The organism is Gluconobacter sp. Dm-73 (assembly GCF_018256215.1).
In the GTDB taxonomy this organism is placed as follows: Bacteria; Pseudomonadota; Alphaproteobacteria; order Acetobacterales; family Acetobacteraceae; genus Gluconobacter; species Gluconobacter cadivus.
Map to the genome: position 1 here is coordinate 67,454 of NZ_JAERLW010000013.1, position 16,919 is coordinate 84,372.

Below are 16,919 nucleotides of genomic sequence, written 5' to 3' on the forward strand. Positions count from 1 at the left end.
CTTGGCTTCAAAAGCACGGCGTTTATGTCGCTCTTGCCCTGTACGAAGGGATTTCCGGAAATGTATCAGGAGGTCGCAAGAAAACTTACACCGTTGCAGGTCAGGTTGGCAGCACCGTCGATATCGACGGTTGGCAGCACCGTCGATATCGACTTTCGCAAGCTTTTTGGAACCGGTCAGTGGTCAGATGATTTGTGGCTGCACACCCTCATCGTCAATGGGCACGGAACCAATCTCAGCCGCTCCTTTGGTGATAACGGCAATCAGGTTCAGCAGATCTACGGTGCGCGTGGAAACGTCGTTGCCCATCTCGTCTGGGCATATTTCGAGAAATCCTGGTTCAACCATAAAATCGACCTGGCCACCGGCTGGATCCCGACCGGGACGTTTTTCAACAATGCCCCTTGGGTGTGTAACTTCATGAACGTCTGGATGTGCGGAAACGTCACGCCGACGAAGTACCTCGTAGGCGGGCGGGACTGGCCTTCTGGCAATATCGGTGGGGTGCTGCGCCTGATGCCCAATCCTCATGTTTATGTCATGGGAGGTGTCTTCGCCGTCTCGCCACATTCATATAACGGCGGTATCTCCGGCTGGTCCTGGGGACAATCCAATCTGGGCAAACTTTCAACGGAAGCTGAAATTGGCTGGATTCCTGAATTCGGACACGACAAGCTGATCGGTCACTACAAGGTTGGAGTGATGTACGACAACTCGCGCTACAACAACCTGTATGAGGACATCAACGGGCGGCCATGGGTTGTCACGGGTCTGCCCGCTCGCAAACAAAGCGGTCAGACGTCTGTATGGGTCATGGCAGACCAGATGCTGGTTCGACACGGCGATGGCCCATCCAACGGCCTCGTCTTCGGTGCTCAATACGCCTACGCAGACGGTAAAACCTCACAGATCAACCACCATATCGTCGCGGCGCTTATGGATACAGGGCATCTGTGGGGCCGCCCGGAGGACGGTATCGGCATCGCTTTCCAGTGGGCCCATTTCTCCCGCAGTGCGGTTTTGTCCCAGCAGGCTGCTCTTGCCAACGGTTTGGCGCTGGTCGGTGCCAATTTCGGAACGCCATACGGCATTCAGGGCCATGAGACCATTTATGAAGCGTATTACACCTATCATGTCCGGACCGGTGTCACCCTTCAGGGCGACTTCCAGTACGTCAACCATGTCGGTGGAACGACGGTTTTTAACGACGCTGCTGTACTGAGCAGTGCTTTGAATGTTGCCTTCTAGGGAAGACGGGATGTTGAGGGTGTTAAAGCCTGCGTCACTGTCAGAACGGTATTTCAGAACTTGAGGATCTATCTCTATGCGCTTCACAAAAAAGGGTCTCTCCCGCCGGCAGGTTCTCGCAACCTCGTTGACGCTTCCAGCTCTCGGCAGCCTTCCGGGCTTTGCGCGCGCAGCCGGTCTCGTCACCCTTTCGCAGTTTCATGACCTGTGTGGAACCCTGACAGGAAAGTCAGGACTCAATCTTGAAATTTCCAACAGGATCCTCACAGCCCTGACGGCCCTGGACAGCAGCTTCCCCCAGAAGGTCGGTAGCCTCATCAGCGCCATGAAGACCTATGGTCTGAAGGACATGTCCGATTTCAAGCAGTTTGCTGAGCAGAATGCGAATCAGGCTCCTGTTGCGATGAGCATCATTTCCGCATGGTATCTGGGCTATACGGGCACACCCCTCATGGACGCCACGCCCGCCGTGGGCCATCCTGTCGATGACGCAACCTTCGTCACCTATGTGGGCGCCCTGATGTACGCGCCGACAGCCGACACAACCGTCATCCCAAGTTATTCCCGTGGTCACACCAATTACTGGGTGAACCCACCCGCCAGCCAGAGCGCTGGTTGATTGCTGATTTCAGGTAGGTAGAATCATGACCACTCAATACGATGCAGACGTGATTGTCGTCGGCTCAGGCGCAGTTGGCAGCAACGCAGCCTATGAACTTCTCAAACAGGGCAAGTCTGTCATTGTCCTGGAATCCGGCAGGTGGATCCCGCGTTGGAAAATCGTTGAGAACTTTCGTTCGTCTCCGCGGAAAGGCAACCATAACGACCCCTACCCGAACCAACCCTGGGCGCCGACATCTTTCTCACCCGATTATATTGAGAACACAGGTAGCTTTAAATTCCTTCCCGGAATGCTCCGCCTGGTCGGTGGTACAACCTGGCACTGGGCAGCGGCCACCTGGCGCTTCCTGCCCAACGATATGAAGCTCAGGACCCTTTATGGTGTCGGGCGCGACTGGCCTATTTCCTATGATGAACTGGAGCCTTATTACGGACGCGCCGAGTTCAATCTTGGTGTGGCCGGCAGCGACACGCAGGATCAGTCCGGGCAGGGCGGAGCAGGCCAGTTTCCACACCGCTCCACACCGTATCCAGTGCCTCCCGAAGCGGAAACCTACTACTTCCAGCGCATTAAGGCCCGCCTGGCTCCGGAAGGGTTCAACTTCATCCATGAGCCCAACGCACGCACCAATCAGCCCTGGGATGGTCGCCCTGGCTGCTCAGGCAACAACAACTGCATGCCCGTCTGTCCCATCGGGGCCATGTATTCCGGCGATGTCCATGCTAAGCACGTCGTAAAAATGGGCGGCAAAGTTATCGAGGACGCCACGGTCTATAAGCTCGAGAGGGGTTCGGACGGCAAAATTGTCGCAGCGCACTACAGAACGTCCGATCACAAAGACATCCGCCTGACTGCACGGTATTTCATCATCGCTGCAAACGGCCTAGAGACTCCAAAACTTTTGCTCATGTCAGATGTTGCCAACTCTTCAGACCAGGTCGGGCGCAACCTTATGGACCATACAGGCATGGGGCTGCAGTTCTTGGCAGACGAACCGCTGTGGCCAGGTCGCGGGCAGGTTCAGCAAGGTGGCATCTTCAACTGGCGTGACGGCGAGTTCCGTCGTGAACATTCTGCCATCAAACATGCCTTGACCAACACCGTGCCAAACAGAGCTATCACACAGCATCTTCTGTCCCAGGGCATCGTGGGACCCGAACTCGATGAAAAAATCAAGGATTGGGCGGCACGCTGGGTGGATATTTCCTCGGTGTTCGAACTGCTTCCAAACCCTGAAAATCGCATTCAGCCCTCGGCGATCCGCAAGGACGCGCTGGGGATCCCGACCATGACCATCCACTACAATACCGACGACTACATCGAGCGCGGAGCTGTCAAAGCCAAGGCGGATTACGCAAAGTTCGTTCAGACGATGGGTGGTACAGTTATTAACGACAACACCGGCTGGCAGAACCGAGACCACATCATGGGGACCGTCATTATGGGTAATGATGCCAAGACCTCTGTGGTCGATAAAGATTGCCGGAGCTGGGACCACAGTAACCTGTTCATGGCGACAACTGGCGTCATCCCGGCTTGCGGTGTCGTCAACCCGACCTTGACAGGCGTGGCCTTCGCCATTCGCGCTGCCGATATTATCGCCAAGGAAGTCTGAGTCATGACACGTTCTCTCATTGCTGGTCTTGGCCTTCTCACCCTTGCCGCCATCCCGCATTTCGCGATGGCTCAGGATGGCACCGATGATCTCATTAAAAAGGGGGCTTACATTGCCCGCGCGGCAGATTGTATGGCCTGCCACACCAATCCCGGTGGCAAAGATTATGGTGGCGGTTACGTCATTTCTTCACCGCTGGGTGACATCATTGCCTCTAACATCTCGCCTTCAAAGACCTACGGTATTGGCAACTGGAGCGAAGGCCAGTTTGCTAAAGCCGTTCGTGAAGGCGTCGCCCCTGAAGGTAATCTTTACCCGGCGATGCCCTATACCGCGTATTCCGGTATCAGTGATGCCGACATTCACGCGTTGTATGTGTACTTCATGAAAGGCACCAAGCCTGTCGATGAAGCTCCGGTCAAGAAAACGAATCTTCCCTTTCCGTTCTCACAACGCTGGTTGATGGCGGGATGGAACGTGCTGTATGCGAGCGGAAAGCCCATGCCCGCCGCAACCACACAAGAGGGGGGCGCCAAGCGCGGTGAGTATCTGGTCAACGTGTTGGCTCATTGTTCGACTTGTCACACACCGCGTAACATTGCCATGTCTGAAGACCAGAGCCGCTTTCTCGGCGGTGCGGACCTCGGGGGGTGGCACGCACCAAATATCACCTCGGATCCTGTCAGTGGCATTGGCGGATGGAGTGACGAAGACATCAAGTCCTATCTGCGTGACGGCAGTGCTCATGGCAAAAGCCAGGCGGCAGGAGGCATGGCAGAAGCGGTCGAACACAGTCTGCGTCACCTCACTGATTCTGACCTGACCTCGATTGTCGAGTACCTGCGTACCGTCAAGCCTGTTCGGGACCCGAACCAGAAAGCTCCGGGCTTCAGCTTCAGCACGCCAAAGCTCGCAGACCTCGCAAAGCTTGACGCACCGATCGACCGCAGCCCTGATGCGATGACACTGGGAACAAGCACCAATGGTGCGGAATTGTACACCGGTGCGTGCGCCTCGTGCCATCAGTTGAACGGGCAGGGGACACATGACCAGTTCTATCCTTCACTGACCTCGAACACCATTGTCGGTGGTCCAACGTCTCAGAACCTGGTTATGGCCATCCTCAAAGGCGTGGACCGTGCCACCAACAACGGAACCGTTGCGATGCCAGCCTTCGAAGGCCAGTTGAACAACGAGCAGGTTGCCGCTGTTGCAAACTATGTTCTCTCCAGATTTGGGAATGACGCCTTGCATGTCAGCGCTAGCGATGTCGAACTGCTCAAACGTGGCGGCCCCAAGCCCTTTATAGCACGCTACGCTCATAGCATGAGTGTTGCAGGAATAGCTGCTGCAGGATTGTTTGTTTTGATTATCATTTTTCTTCTAGCTCGCCGCAAAGTGGCAACGCGCTAAGGGACGAAGCTGGAGGGACCGAAGAACCGTTGGGTTGATGTGTCTTGTTTCTGATTCGCGGCTTTGGACGTTCTGATTGACGGTTCTTTTTGACGTACCCCGTTTTTTATGGCTTTGGGTTGATGGGATGACAAGTATCTCGTGGGCGTGCCCCCGAGATACTTGTCTGGCAACCTGATCCGGTGTTCTGCCACCCAGTTGGAAATGGGGGCGCACCGTATTGTAGTCTTTCCCGCCAGTCAGCCAGAGCCTGTCGGGCATGGCTGAGAGACGTGAACAGCGTCTCGTTGTGGCATTCATCCTTCAACCGGCCGTTGAAACTTTCGACAAAACTGCTCTGTTGCGGTGTCCCGGGGGCGATATAATGCCATTCAACCTTCATCTCATCCGCCCATTTCAGGATGGCATGGGATGTGAACTCCGTACCGTTGTCACTGACAATCATGAGGGTTTGCCATATCTTTCCACCAGGGCCGTCAGTTCCCGCGCCACACGTCCACCTGATAATGATACCGAAGGCTGTTCTGATTCAGTCCTTGGACGGAGGGTCGGGTATGGCTAGAGCGATTGCTTTACGGACGGATTATACGGCTGATGCGCTTCGGTGGCTGGCCGCTCGTACACGGGATGCGAATGTTGCAAGGCGCCTTTTGTCTCTGGCTGCGGTGCGTGAGGGTAGCAGTCGAGGCGAAGCGGCGCGGATCGGTGGCATGGACCGGCAAACCCTGCGGGACTGGGTGCTCCGGTTCAATGCTGCAGGCCCAGCCGGCCTGCGGTATCAATGGTGCAATGCCTCTGTCTGCCGCCTGACGGCGGACCAGCAGGCGGAGCTCTCGGCATTGATCGTCGCCGGACCTGATCGTAACCGAGGCTGTGTGGTCCGTTGGCGCAGTATTGATCTGAAGCGGGTGATTGAGAAGCGTTTCGGTGTTTCATATCACAATCGCCAACGCTATCCTCAAAACTGGAGTGCCATGGCGCATTAGCTCCGCCGCTTAAACACAGTTGCTAGAGACTGAATCAGCAAACGGTCTGATCGACTTCCGCAGAACTTCAGCAGATATCCTCGCTCATATTGCAGCCGCTTTGTTCCACGCGCTCATCCGCCGGGATAGAGTCTTCGGCACGATGGCTCCCATTCAGGCGATACGGTCAAACATAGATGAATAAATTCAAATAATTTTATCTGGACGCTGTCCACATGGTGAATGAACTATTTCAATAGTTCCTCTTCACGAGGCTCTTTTGAAATACTTTTCATAATGAGCCTCGTAAGGCGCTGCGCGAATTCAGCATCAAGTTTGCCTCCCAGAAGAAGGTGATACCAAAATGCACCATGAAACGCGGCGACCGCCATTTCCACATCGGCATCTTCCAGGATTTCTCCGTTTGCAATGCCGTCACGAAAAATGGTGGCGACGATTTCCGCTCTTGGCTCAACAAAACCGGCCCGGAAACTCTTTAGAAATTCGGGATCGTCCTGCGCGGACGCAATCAGGTTCCTGATCGCAGGTCCATCCTGCTGCAAGTTCCTGAACACGTTGACCAGAAAATGCAGCAACCGCTTCTCGGCGCGGCCGTCCGATAGAACGTCCGCATCACCAGCGCTTTCCAGGAACGCGGCCAGAACGAGTTCAGCCTTACTCGGCCATCGGCGATAGAGCGTCTGCCTGCCAACACCAGCCTCTGTTGCAATCATCTGGATGCTGACACCGCAATATCCGTGTTGCAGGACGAGCTGCCGGGCTGCCGCCAACAGGCTTGGCCCAACTTTATTATCGCGCGGGCGCCCCGGAGAGCGAGTAGAGGTTGTCATTTTCGTCATTGCGGTACGCCGGTCTCGTATATATTATGATACCTTGGTCTCGTATTTAGATTGCCCAAACAGGAAATGTCCATGTTAAAGCGAAGGGGCGTCTTTGCTCTGCTCTGTGTCGCATGTCTGACGATCATGGTCGGCTGCGTTATCGTACCTGGCCTGCCCGGCATCGCGACGGCTCTCGGTCTCTCCCAGGAAGCAAGCTGGCTGGTCACCTTGCCCTCACTCGGCGTAGTGATCTTTGGCCCCTTTGCCGGCCACCTGATTACACGCCTTGGCTCTCGCCAGGCCTTGCGTATTGGCCTCGCTCTGTACGGAGCGCTCGGGCTGGCATGTATATGGCTGAGCAACGCAGTATTGATCTTTTCTGACCGGCTTTTGCTCGGGGGAGCAACAGCGATCGTGATGGCTTCGGGCACAGGGCTTTTATCCGATTTTTTTGAGGGACACGCGCGGCTCAAGATGATCGCACTCCAGGGCATGGCCATTGAACTGGGAGGCGTTATCTTCCTGTCTCTGGGAGGACTCCTCGCCAGTATGGGATGGCAATGGCCGTTTTCGCTCTATCTGATGAGTTGGGTCTTTCTCGTCCTCGTCGAACTGTTCGTACCGTATCCGCCAGTCAAACCCGTTGCGTCACCCCAAACAGAAGCAGATCGAGGTTCTGTTCTGGGCAAACTGGCGCGAATATATATAGCCGCTCTCCTCTCCATGACCGTGTTCTTCACAGCGATCATCTCCTTGCCCAGACGGCTGGAAGGCATTCACTTCTCCGAGGCGCAAACAGGGTATTTTCTGTCATTCGTCTCTCTTGTCGCTGTAGGAGCAGCGTGGTTTCTCCCAAAAATCTGTCGGCGTATCGGGGAGCAAAACACTTTGCGGGCGGGCTTTCTGGCCTATGCAGCCGCCCATGCACTTTTTGCTTCCATGATGACGGCAGTCCCGATGATTGGCGCTGCAATCATGCTCGGGACCGGTTTCGGACTGACAGTTCCCCTCGTCAATCACCTGACGATCGAACGCACCCACTCTGTCGAACGCGGCTCAGCACTTGCCTACCTGTCTGTTGCCATTTTTATGGGGCAATTCCTGTCATCGTTTTTGGAATATCTCCCTGGCAATATAAGTTCTGCCTTCATAGCCGCCATTATTCTGGCTTTGGGCGGCGTTGCTGTCTCTGGTCGGCCATCGTTGTAAGAAACTGACCAACCTGCGGCGTTTTGCGACACCATCAACTATCCGTCGATCGGGTCTTCGTTCTCTTCAGATCCCAATGATCTGCGATACACCCCATTCAAACCCCTGCGCAGCAGCTCCTGCTGCTCAGCCGACCCGTCGACGGGCAGAAGGGTGCGCCTGGCAATCATCCAGCGACCTTTGTGCCGTTCAAGCTCCCAACGGTTCACGACCACGCGGTGAATGCGGTATCCCGTCGAGGCCCCATGATTTGGCAGTTCGCGTCGATGACCTTCATGGTCAAGATGAATAATCATGAGGTAGGATGTGACAATCGCGACGTCACCCCGCAGATCGATAAGCGGCAGACCAGTAAAATGGGCAAGGCCGCCTAGCAACTGTGTTTAAGCGGCGGAGCTAATGCGCCATGGCACTCCAGTTTTGAGGATAGCGTTGGCGATTGTGATGAGGCGCCGTGCGATAGCGACGATCACTAGTTTATGTGGTTTACCCCGCTCTTTCATGCGCTTGGCAACAGCTTTCAGAACTGGATTATGGCAGGCAGCTGCCAATCCTGCCTGGAACAGCACGTGGCGGAGAGATCTTCTTCCCCCTGAAATGACCCGTTTCCCACGCATCGCGCCACTATCATGAGCCATTGGCGCAAGTCCGGTCATGGCAGCGGCTTCTGTCGCTGTCATGGGGCCGAGCTTTGGCATTTCTGCGAGAAGCATGGCGACTGATACCGGGCCCATACCAGGAATGAAACGGAGAGGCTCTGCTATGGCGGAGAGTTCTTCTGCCTTTGCGATAACGCTTTTCAATCCGTTGTTCAAGCTCGCTGATCTGGCTTTCGAGAAATGCTTTGAGACTGCTGTCCATCTCCTCCAGTTCAGCGCTCACACCTTGCTTGCGGCGCGCCGAAATCTGGGCAGAAAGCCGTTTACGTGCCTCCACCATCTGAGCTCTGCGCACCGTCAGTGCCCGCAGAAACTGGAGCTTCTCATCCGGCAGTGTTCGTCCTGCTTCTGGACGAAAAGCCATAAAGCGCGCAATCAATTCCGCATCGATCTGATCGGTTTTCGCGCGTTTCCCCATGGCGAGTGCGAAAGCTTTGATCTGTGCTGGAGGCAACTGGACGGCATTGAGTCCCATACTGATGAGAACACGCCAGAGTGCCCATTCCTGTCCACCGGTGGCTTCAAATCCAACCGTGAGACCGTCCGGCATACTCTGAAGAGTTTCCAGTAATCTGGCATGGCCATCAGGTGAATTCTGAAAACGAAATCTCTGCTTTTCTGGCAGGCAAAAGCCATCAAGCCAGTCTCGAGACACATCTACTCCAATGACCGTTTCCGAAGACATATCACTCTCTCTCTTTCTTATGTTCGCGGTCCCGGAACCGGGCCGCCGTCAACTGTTCGAGACGGTGAAGAGAGGCGAGATCAGCCTGCTAGAAAACGTGGTCAGGCTACCAGGTGTTAAGCGCTGTATCTCACCTCATGAACGACCCTGGCCAGGGTCGTTCATGAGGCCATCATAACAGGCTGGAAACACATAAGGTGTTTAGTCCCGGGGTTTGATGGTGTGGTATTTTCACGCGAGTGGAAGGAAGCCTTATGGGACAGATACGTCATGGCAGCGCCACGACCACGCACGCCGTGCGAGCAGCAATACAGCGATCGCAGGCTTCGCTCGCGACGCTGAGCAAGAAGTTCGGGGTCAACCCGAAAACAGTTGCAAAGTGGCGGAAGCGTCAAACGGTTGAGGATCAGAAGACAGGTCCCAAAGAGCCGCGATCCACAGTTCTGTCCGAGACGGACGAAGCAATGATCGTGGCGTTTCGCCGGCATACGTTGCTGCCGCTGGATGACTGCCTTTATGCCCTGCAGGCCAGCATTCCCCATCTGACACGCTCGGCCCTGCATCGCTGCCTGCAGCGCCACGGAATATCCCGGCTTCCGGATATCGAGGGAGACAAGCCCAGACGACAACGTTTCAAACGCTATCCCATCGGCTTTTTTCACATCGATATTGCCGAGGTCCAGACTGCTGAAGGCAAGCTGTATCTCTTCGTCGCCATCGATCGGACCAGCAAGTTCGCTGTCACACAACTCGTCGGGAAAGCCGATCGGAAGACCGCCTGGGAATTCCTCGAATATCTCCTGAGCATCATTCCTTACCGGATCCATACCATTCTGACCGATAACGGCATCCAGTTCGCTGATCAGCCCCGTAACCGCAATACGGCCTGGTCTCGCCCCATGCGCTTCGACATGATCTGCGAAGCTCACGGGATCGAACATCGTCTGACGAAACCCAATCATCCCTGGACGAACGGTCAGGTTGAGCGGATGAACCGGACAATCAAGGAAGCAACCGTCAAACGCTTCCATAATCCAACCCATCAAACCACGGGACTAAACACCTAGATGATTTGGAGAGTCTTAAGTAATCAATTTTTCGTTTGAAGCGAAGGAGACTAATCAACGATGTCTGCTTGTTTGTAATAGGATCTAAAAGCAGACCTTTCGCTTCCCCCCCCCAAAGCCGCTGCACAACCGATAAAGGATTGTGGGTCTATGCGGGGGTGTAATTCCTCACGCCCGGAATGGCAGAGGCGATGAAACCATCTTTTCCAGAGTTGTTTTTGTCCGAGGACAAGGGCTCCAAATCAGCACATAGGAAGAGCATTTTAGAGACGATTTCATGCATACTACCCTATGTCCGATAAAGTAAATTAACGGACATAGCGGTAGGGAGCAGTCTATTTTTTGGAAAATTTGTACAGACCTGCCAGCTAAGACTATGGCTTTAATTTTTTTTGCATTCGTATCAGTGGAACGTTCACTCCATCCCCTGTGGCTTCAACTCTTTCTAAAGGGTAATAACCGGAGGCGATGTAGAGGGGTTCTCCACTGAGAGTGGCCATGAGCTCAGCAGTTCTGAAACCATGATCTGCTGCAGCTTGTTCGCACTGCTTCAAAATAAGACTGCCGATCCCTTTTCGCGTGAACGCGGGGTCGGTGTACATTGCCCTGATCCTCGCAGGGTCTCGTTCAGGATTGAGTAGAATAGGATCACGAAGATCGCTGCTGTGATCACCTCCGTAAAGCGTTGCGCGCTTACTCCATCCTCCGCATCCCGCTAAAACCCCGTCATATTCAGCAATAAGATAGGATCCGTCTTCAACCAACTGGGTATCCAGACCCATGACGGCGTGACTGGCGATGATTTGCTCAGGAGTGAGAAATCCTACCTGTAATGCGTCGATAGATCTGTTGATGAGATTTTTCAGCGCAGGGAGATCGCTGCTCGTAGCCCAACGTGTTCGGATATTTCCCGCAGCGTAAGTCGTCATAATGGTCCTAAACTGGTCTCAGCCGAGCATTTATGGCTCGAACCTCATCAAAAATCTATTTTCTAAAACGTAGCTCTAAAGAAAAAAACCTATCAATCGGATGCATATCCTGCGGTGCTGAGGCCGACTACCATCGGCTCATGAGAGATATCGTTGATTTTTCTATAGACCGTATCCTGTGGGGTGGTAGGAACAGTATTTCTTTCCGAGGTTGTAGCAGGACGTCCCCCGAGTTTTGGAAGGTTCGCCCTTCCTGCTTGGCACATCCCACAGTTCACCCCACCTGTAAGGGCAAACTGGTAACAGGATGTTGCACATGATCCCACTTTCAATTCTCGATCTCGCGTTCATCACCGAAGGTAGTTCGGCTACCGAGGCGCTTCATCGGAGTGCGGATCTGGCGCAGCATGCGGAAAGTCTGGGCTTCAAGCGTTTCTGGCTGGCTGAACATCACTCAATGGCGGGCATTGCCTCCGCTGCGACTGCGGTCGTGATCGGCTATGTCGCAGGCGCTACGAAAACCATCCGGGTGGGTGCAGGCGGGATCATGCTGCCAAACCATGCCCCACTTGCTGTTGCCGAAGCTTTCGGCACGCTGGAAAGCCTTTATCCGGGCCGGATCGATCTTGGGCTGGGACGGGCGCCCGGCTCCGATCAGGCCGCAATGCGCGCACTGCGTCGTGATCCGGCCTCCGCTGACCGCTTCCCACAGGACGTGTTCGAACTGCTGCGTTATTTTGAAAAACCGCAACAGGGCCAGGCAGTCTTTGCCGTTCCGGGCGCGGGGCTGACTATACCGGTCTGGCTGCTGGGATCGTCCCTCTTCTCCGCTCATCTGGCCGCTATCATGGGGCTGCCATTCGCATTTGCCAGCCATTTCGCTCCTGATCTGATGGAAGAGGCTCTGGCGCTTTACCGTGAGCGGTTTGAGCCTTCGGGGCGGCTGCAGTCACCTTATGCCATGCTAGGCATCAACGCAGTGATCGGGGAGACGCAGACCGAAGCGCAGCAGGCGGCAACATCTCTACAGCAGCATTTCGTTGCTCTGCGTCAGGGACGTCCGTCGACTTTTCCTGCGCCTCGGTCAGTGTCCTGGAATAGTCAGGAACAGCGTCTCCTTGACAGCACACTGCGCTACACCTTTGTCGGAACAGCAGAAGACGTCACAAAAAACATCTCGGCTTTCGTGGAGCGGTATAAGCCTGATGAACTCCTGATCGGTGCGCCGTTATATTCTCAGGAGGCAAGGCGCAGGACCCTCAGTGGGATCGCGCATCATTTGATGGAAAAATAATCCCATACCTGAGCACACGGGGCGGCACCGCATGGGTTGTTTGTTATAGATGGCGGTGAAGCCGAACGCCATGACGCACATGGCCTTGTTTTTGTAGCATTGGGCAGCCACCGATATATCGCATAATATTTCTTATGCCAACTAAACTTCGTTTTTCTGAAGGATTCAGCTTTACTGTGGAATTTCGCAAAGCAAAATCGCTTCTTGACGAGAATGGCACTTTGGCTCATCCAGAAGAAGTCTCGATCCCATCTGGATACCGCAAACCTTTAATAATCGATCGCCGCACTGCTGAGCATTCTTCAATGCGTCGGATGCTTTCACCCAGAATAAATTGCTGATGGGGTATTTCGAATGCCTGGCTTCTCAGTCAGTCGCGACACCATACATCGTATGGCATCGGGTGTGTTGGGAAGCGTCCCGTGGAAGAGGATTTCTCCCGATCGCCCAATGGAAGCGCCAGGCGATTGAATGTAGGGCGGGGACGCTCTCTGGCAAGCGGGCATCCAAGACGACAATCAGTCCGGCCGACGTGGAGAAACTTCATGCGAAGATCGATCAGTTTCTGGAGACGCCGTATTACAGGGTGCGGTAAAAGACGAGGCATCTTTGCCGTCTCGGACATGATGTCTGTCGGGCGCAAGCGCGTTCGCTGGCTCATGGCGACGATGGGTCTGCGGACGATCTACCAGAAACTACGCATGACGATATTGCATCCGGCACATCGGAAATATCCGTATTTTCTTCGAGACCTGGTGGTTGATCGCTCCAAACAGGTGTGGTGCTCGGACATCACCTGCATCCCAATGCGCAAGGGTTTTCTGTATCTCGTGGCAATCAAGGACTGGTCGACGCGTAAGGTTCTGTCCTGAAGGCTGTCGAACACGATGGATGCTGAGTTCTGCATGGGGGTGCTGCAGGAAGCTCTGATCCGCTCCGGCGCGCCGGAGATCTTCAACACAGATCAGGGGTCACAACTCACGACGCCTCGGTTCACGGACGTGTCGCAAGCGCGCCAGATCCGCATCAGCATGGATGGGCGGGGCCGCTGACCGGACGAGCGCCCGATGAGGCGTATCATTAGAAGCAGCCCCCACGGGGTCCGGGATTAACCCTGGATCCCGTGGCCAACAACAACGCCGTCAATCTGGCGACCTGACAACAACCAGTTAAAGCTTATCAGGTCCACAAAACTGTCCGAAAGGACGGGTCGACCTCTCTGCGCGATCGGTCTCTGCTTTTAAGCGGCTACATTCTCGAAGAACACGTCAAACCATATCTCCATGGCCGCGTAATTTATACAAACCGGTCCTTCCCAATTCCGGTGTGGTTCAATCCTTAGGTATTGGAATATCATGATGACGCGTACTGCCGATGGAAACAATAGACATCCCTTTATCGTAGAGGCCGATACCACAAGCGGATATTGGTCGAACCATCCCGATAATACGCTTCCTCCGCCCGATATGATGGGCGCCTATATGCGAAATCGGCCTTACCCCGCGAATCAGATCGAAGGTCGTAAGGGATGGATCATCGGCAGTGGAATTGCCGGCCTGGCCGCCGCTTTCTACCTGGTGCGTGACGGGGCCGTGAAGGGAGAGAATATTACTATTTTCGATGCGCTCGATATTGAAGGTGGTTCGCTTGATGGCGCTGGCAACGCTGAAGATGGTTACATCATTCGCGGTGGCCGCGAGATGAACTGGAACTACGACAATCTCTGGGATATTTTTCAGGATATCCAGGCAATCGAGCTTCCGTCGGGATACAGCGTCCTCGACGAATATCGCCTCATCAATGATAATGATCCCAATTATTCGAAAGCCCGGCTTATGCACAAGCAGGGACAGATCCGTGATTTCTCAACCTTCGGCCTTTCTCGTTCACAACAGTGGCAGTTAATTCGCCTCTTGCTGAAACGTAAGGAGAATCTCGATGACGTTACGATAGAGGATTATTTCAGCGCAGACTTTCTTCAAACCAATTTCTGGTTCTTTTGGCGTTCAATGTTCGCGTTTGAGAATTGGCATAGCTTGCTTGAGATGAAATTGTACATGCATCGTTTCATTGACGCGATCGACGGCCTCAATGACATGTCTGCGCTCGTTTTCCCGAAGTATAACCAGTACGATACTTTTGTACGTCCTCTCGTTGAGCATCTTAAAAAGCAGGGTGTAAAGTTCGAATTCGGCGCACGTGCCTACGACCTCGAGTGGCGGGATGAAGAGGGGAAATGTACTGTCACAGGCATTAGAATGCTCAACCATGGAGCCGCCGACCTTATCTCGGTAAACGAAAAAGACCTTGTATTTGTCTTGACTGGATCAATGACCGAAGGAACCGCGTATGGCGACATGAACCATGCCCCCGTTCTTCAGCGTGGTCGTCACGATCCAGGCAATGATAGTGACTGGGCGTTATGGAAAAACATAGCTAAAAAATCGTCGTTGTTTGGTAATCCTGAGAAATTCTATAACGATATTGGCAGGTCGATGTGGGAATCTGCCACCATCACCTGCAATCCTTCACCACTGGTAGATCGAATAAAAGAACTCTCTGTCAACGATCCTTATTCAGGCAAGACCGTAACCGGAGGGATCATTACCTTCACTGATTCCAATTGGGTCTTGAGCGTCACCTGTAATCGCCAACCACATTTCCCCGGTCAACCCGGTAATGTATTGGTTCTTTGGGCGTATGCTTTGCTTATGGACAAGGACGGCAATTGTATCAAAAAGCCTATGCCTGCCTGCACTGGCCGCGAAATCCTTCAAGAGCTTTGCCACCATTTGGGCATTACAGACAATCAATTTGAAGCTGTGTTAGCCAATACAAAGGTCCGTCTGGCGCTCATGCCCTATATCACCGCGATGTTCATGCCCCGGAAAGCCGGTGATCGGCCACATGTAGTACCGCAGGGTTGCACAAATCTCGCGCTTATGGGGCAATTCGTGGAAACTTCAAACGACATCGTCTTTACAATGGACTCTTCTATTCGGACAGCCAGAATTGGAGTTTATACTTTACTGGGCTTACAAAAAAAGGTTCCTGATATCAGCCCGGTACAATATGACGTTCGTAATTTAATCAAAGCTGCCCGAGCGATCAATAATGGAAAACCATTCCTGGGTGAATATTTATTACATCTCTTACTTAAAAAGACTTACTACGCCCATATTTTACCACCACTTCCAGATCGGCGACAGGGATTTCGCGAAACTGCCGACGCCGAATTGAAGGGTTTACTCAAAAAGAGCGCTCAGACAATCAATACCGTGGGCAAATGGCTGCAAAAGGCCCGGGAAGAGATTATAGAAAGGATTCGAAAATAACATCATTTCGAATGGTTAGAGCTTTGGTCAGATCTCAGAGACATAGATGGTTTTCTGGGCCAAAGCCTTAATCTCCCGACCATCACCGGAATGGGCTTTGTCATTGCAGGCCTTCTGGTCATGAACTTCTTATCAATGTCAGCAGGTCACTGACCTCAATATATTCCTTCTCTTGGAGCTTTCTATGATCAATCCTTTGCCCCCACTTCCTGTCCTGTGCGCCCTTCTCTTCCCAGTCTGCGCTTTTGCGCAAAGCTCCCACGACTGGTTGCCGGAATCTGGTGTTAAATCGCCTTACAGTCCACTTGCCGTCCCAACGACACTTCACCCAGTCACAGCTTCCCTAAACAGTCTACTAAAAACAGGATATCGGATCACCACAACCACAAGCTATGAAGAATCTGGGGCGCTCTTCACGCTTGAGAATCATGGTCAGACTATTCTCTGTGTGCTCACCCCTCCTAATCCGCAAACGGACCAGAATGTCCCAACATCACGCTGTTGGGCTTTGTAAAGACTGTTATTCCGTAAGAATATGATGCCACCAGATCCACTTTATTCAGTATAGCCCGAAGAAAATTCTTCATATCCCAAGACCAAATATTCTGCTCCCAAGCCTAACAATTGATTTTAGTCTCTAGTGGAAAGTTACGAAACACCTATACACTCTTAGTCATGACGCTCTCATTCTTCGCCCCCTGACCACTTGGCCGAAGTCCTGCCTGTTCTAGAGCAGCGGTCCTAGACCCGGGCAACGCTGGTGCTCGCCCTTGGGAGAGGACATGGAGGCCATCCGGACCCTGAGCAGGCGGCACTTACTGCCCTTTCAGTCGTCTCGGTGCCGTTGGATTGGTGGCGTATTCGTGTAAGTGCGCATTTGGTCGCATCCTGACGGTTTGTCCGGGTCGGTATCCCTGATACAGGTTTCTCAGGGTTTTATTTTCAGACCGAAGGCGACCAGATGCCAGATCTTTTCCAGAATGGTCCGCAGGACAGCACCCGGTCCGTTCTGGTCGCCCTGCTGGCCTGCGGCGTT

At 53.6% G+C, this 16,919-nt stretch carries 12 protein-coding genes and 4 pseudogenes; 10 read left to right on the forward strand and 6 right to left on the reverse strand.

Annotated elements, in window-relative coordinates; genetic code table 11:
• Positions 1-60 precede the first annotated feature (60 nt).
• From JK176_RS13440 to JK176_RS13455, 4 genes are all read left to right on the forward strand, one after another.
• Entirely contained in the window at positions 61-1,248 is a 1,188-nt protein-coding gene (locus JK176_RS13440; RefSeq protein ID WP_249194510.1) for a carbohydrate porin, read from the forward strand.
• Between the two features lie 76 nt (positions 1,249-1,324).
• The gene (locus JK176_RS13445; RefSeq protein WP_077804089.1) at positions 1,325-1,867 is read left to right on the forward strand and encodes a sugar dehydrogenase complex small subunit; all 543 of its coding nucleotides are present in this window, start codon (positions 1,325-1,327) and stop codon (positions 1,865-1,867) included.
• A gap of 25 nt (positions 1,868-1,892) precedes the next feature.
• A complete protein-coding gene (locus tag JK176_RS13450) occupies positions 1,893-3,485 on the forward strand; it encodes a GMC family oxidoreductase (RefSeq protein WP_211588224.1) in 1,593 nt (530 codons plus the stop codon).
• 3 nt (positions 3,486-3,488) lie between these two features.
• The gene (locus tag JK176_RS13455; protein WP_206035220.1) at positions 3,489-4,898 is read left to right on the forward strand and encodes a cytochrome c; all 1,410 of its coding nucleotides are present in this window, start codon (positions 3,489-3,491) and stop codon (positions 4,896-4,898) included.
• 156 nt (positions 4,899-5,054) lie between these two features.
• Here JK176_RS13455 and JK176_RS13460 read toward each other — a convergent pair.
• Positions 5,055-5,408: pseudogene (locus JK176_RS13460) on the reverse strand (integrase core domain-containing protein); the annotation flags it as partial.
• Between the two features lie 44 nt (positions 5,409-5,452).
• Here JK176_RS13460 and JK176_RS13465 point away from each other — a divergent pair.
• Positions 5,453-5,845: pseudogene (locus JK176_RS13465) on the forward strand (transposase); the annotation flags it as partial.
• A 266-nt stretch (positions 5,846-6,111) separates the two neighbouring features.
• On the opposite strand, the gene JK176_RS13470 reads toward JK176_RS13465, so the two are convergent.
• Positions 6,112-6,723: a TetR/AcrR family transcriptional regulator gene (locus tag JK176_RS13470; RefSeq protein ID WP_077804094.1), complete on the reverse strand. Its 612-nt coding sequence runs from the start codon at positions 6,721-6,723 to the stop codon at positions 6,112-6,114.
• Between the two features lie 72 nt (positions 6,724-6,795).
• On the opposite strand from JK176_RS13470, the gene JK176_RS13475 reads away from it, so the two are divergent.
• The gene (locus JK176_RS13475; protein WP_211556245.1) at positions 6,796-7,914 is read left to right on the forward strand and encodes an MFS transporter; all 1,119 of its coding nucleotides are present in this window, start codon (positions 6,796-6,798) and stop codon (positions 7,912-7,914) included.
• A gap of 38 nt (positions 7,915-7,952) precedes the next feature.
• Here JK176_RS13475 and JK176_RS13480 read toward each other — a convergent pair whose 3' ends face one another.
• From JK176_RS13480 to JK176_RS13485, 3 genes are read right to left on the reverse strand one after another with little or no spacing between them, the layout of a single operon-like run.
• Positions 7,953-8,291 (reverse strand): nuclear transport factor 2 family protein, encoded by a 339-nt coding sequence (locus JK176_RS13480; protein WP_077804096.1) that lies wholly within the window; start codon positions 8,289-8,291, stop codon positions 7,953-7,955.
• A gap of 6 nt (positions 8,292-8,297) precedes the next feature.
• Complete coding sequence (locus tag JK176_RS15030; RefSeq protein WP_338030066.1) at positions 8,298-8,648, reverse strand: transposase; 351 nt, start codon at positions 8,646-8,648, stop codon at positions 8,298-8,300.
• The gene (locus tag JK176_RS13485; protein WP_235993398.1) at positions 8,542-9,258 is read right to left on the reverse strand and encodes a transposase; all 717 of its coding nucleotides are present in this window, start codon (positions 9,256-9,258) and stop codon (positions 8,542-8,544) included. The genes JK176_RS15030 and JK176_RS13485 overlap by 107 nt, the downstream gene beginning before the upstream one ends.
• 254 nt (positions 9,259-9,512) lie before the next feature.
• On the opposite strand from JK176_RS13485, the pseudogene JK176_RS13490 reads away from it, so the two are divergent.
• A pseudogene (locus JK176_RS13490) lies at positions 9,513-10,301 on the forward strand (IS481 family transposase); the annotation flags it as partial.
• Positions 10,302-10,699: 398 nt separating this feature from the next.
• Here the strand turns inward: JK176_RS13490 and JK176_RS13495 are convergent.
• Positions 10,700-11,254, reverse strand: coding sequence for a GNAT family N-acetyltransferase (locus tag JK176_RS13495; RefSeq protein ID WP_211512510.1), 555 nt, complete (start codon positions 11,252-11,254; stop codon positions 10,700-10,702).
• 316 nt (positions 11,255-11,570) lie between these two features.
• Here JK176_RS13495 and JK176_RS13500 point away from each other — a divergent pair, with 316 nt between their 5' ends.
• The 3 genes and pseudogenes from JK176_RS13500 (at position 11,571) to JK176_RS13510 (ending at position 15,883) form a co-directional block, all read left to right on the forward strand.
• Entirely contained in the window at positions 11,571-12,548 is a 978-nt protein-coding gene (locus tag JK176_RS13500) for an LLM class flavin-dependent oxidoreductase (RefSeq protein WP_211588225.1), read from the forward strand.
• Between the two features lie 442 nt (positions 12,549-12,990).
• A pseudogene (locus JK176_RS13505) lies at positions 12,991-13,707 on the forward strand (transposase); the annotation flags it as partial.
• Positions 13,708-13,903: 196 nt separating this feature from the next.
• Positions 13,904-15,883, forward strand: a complete 1,980-nt coding sequence (locus tag JK176_RS13510; protein WP_235993397.1) for an oleate hydratase — start codon at positions 13,904-13,906, stop codon at positions 15,881-15,883.
• Positions 15,884-16,919 lie beyond the last annotated feature (1,036 nt).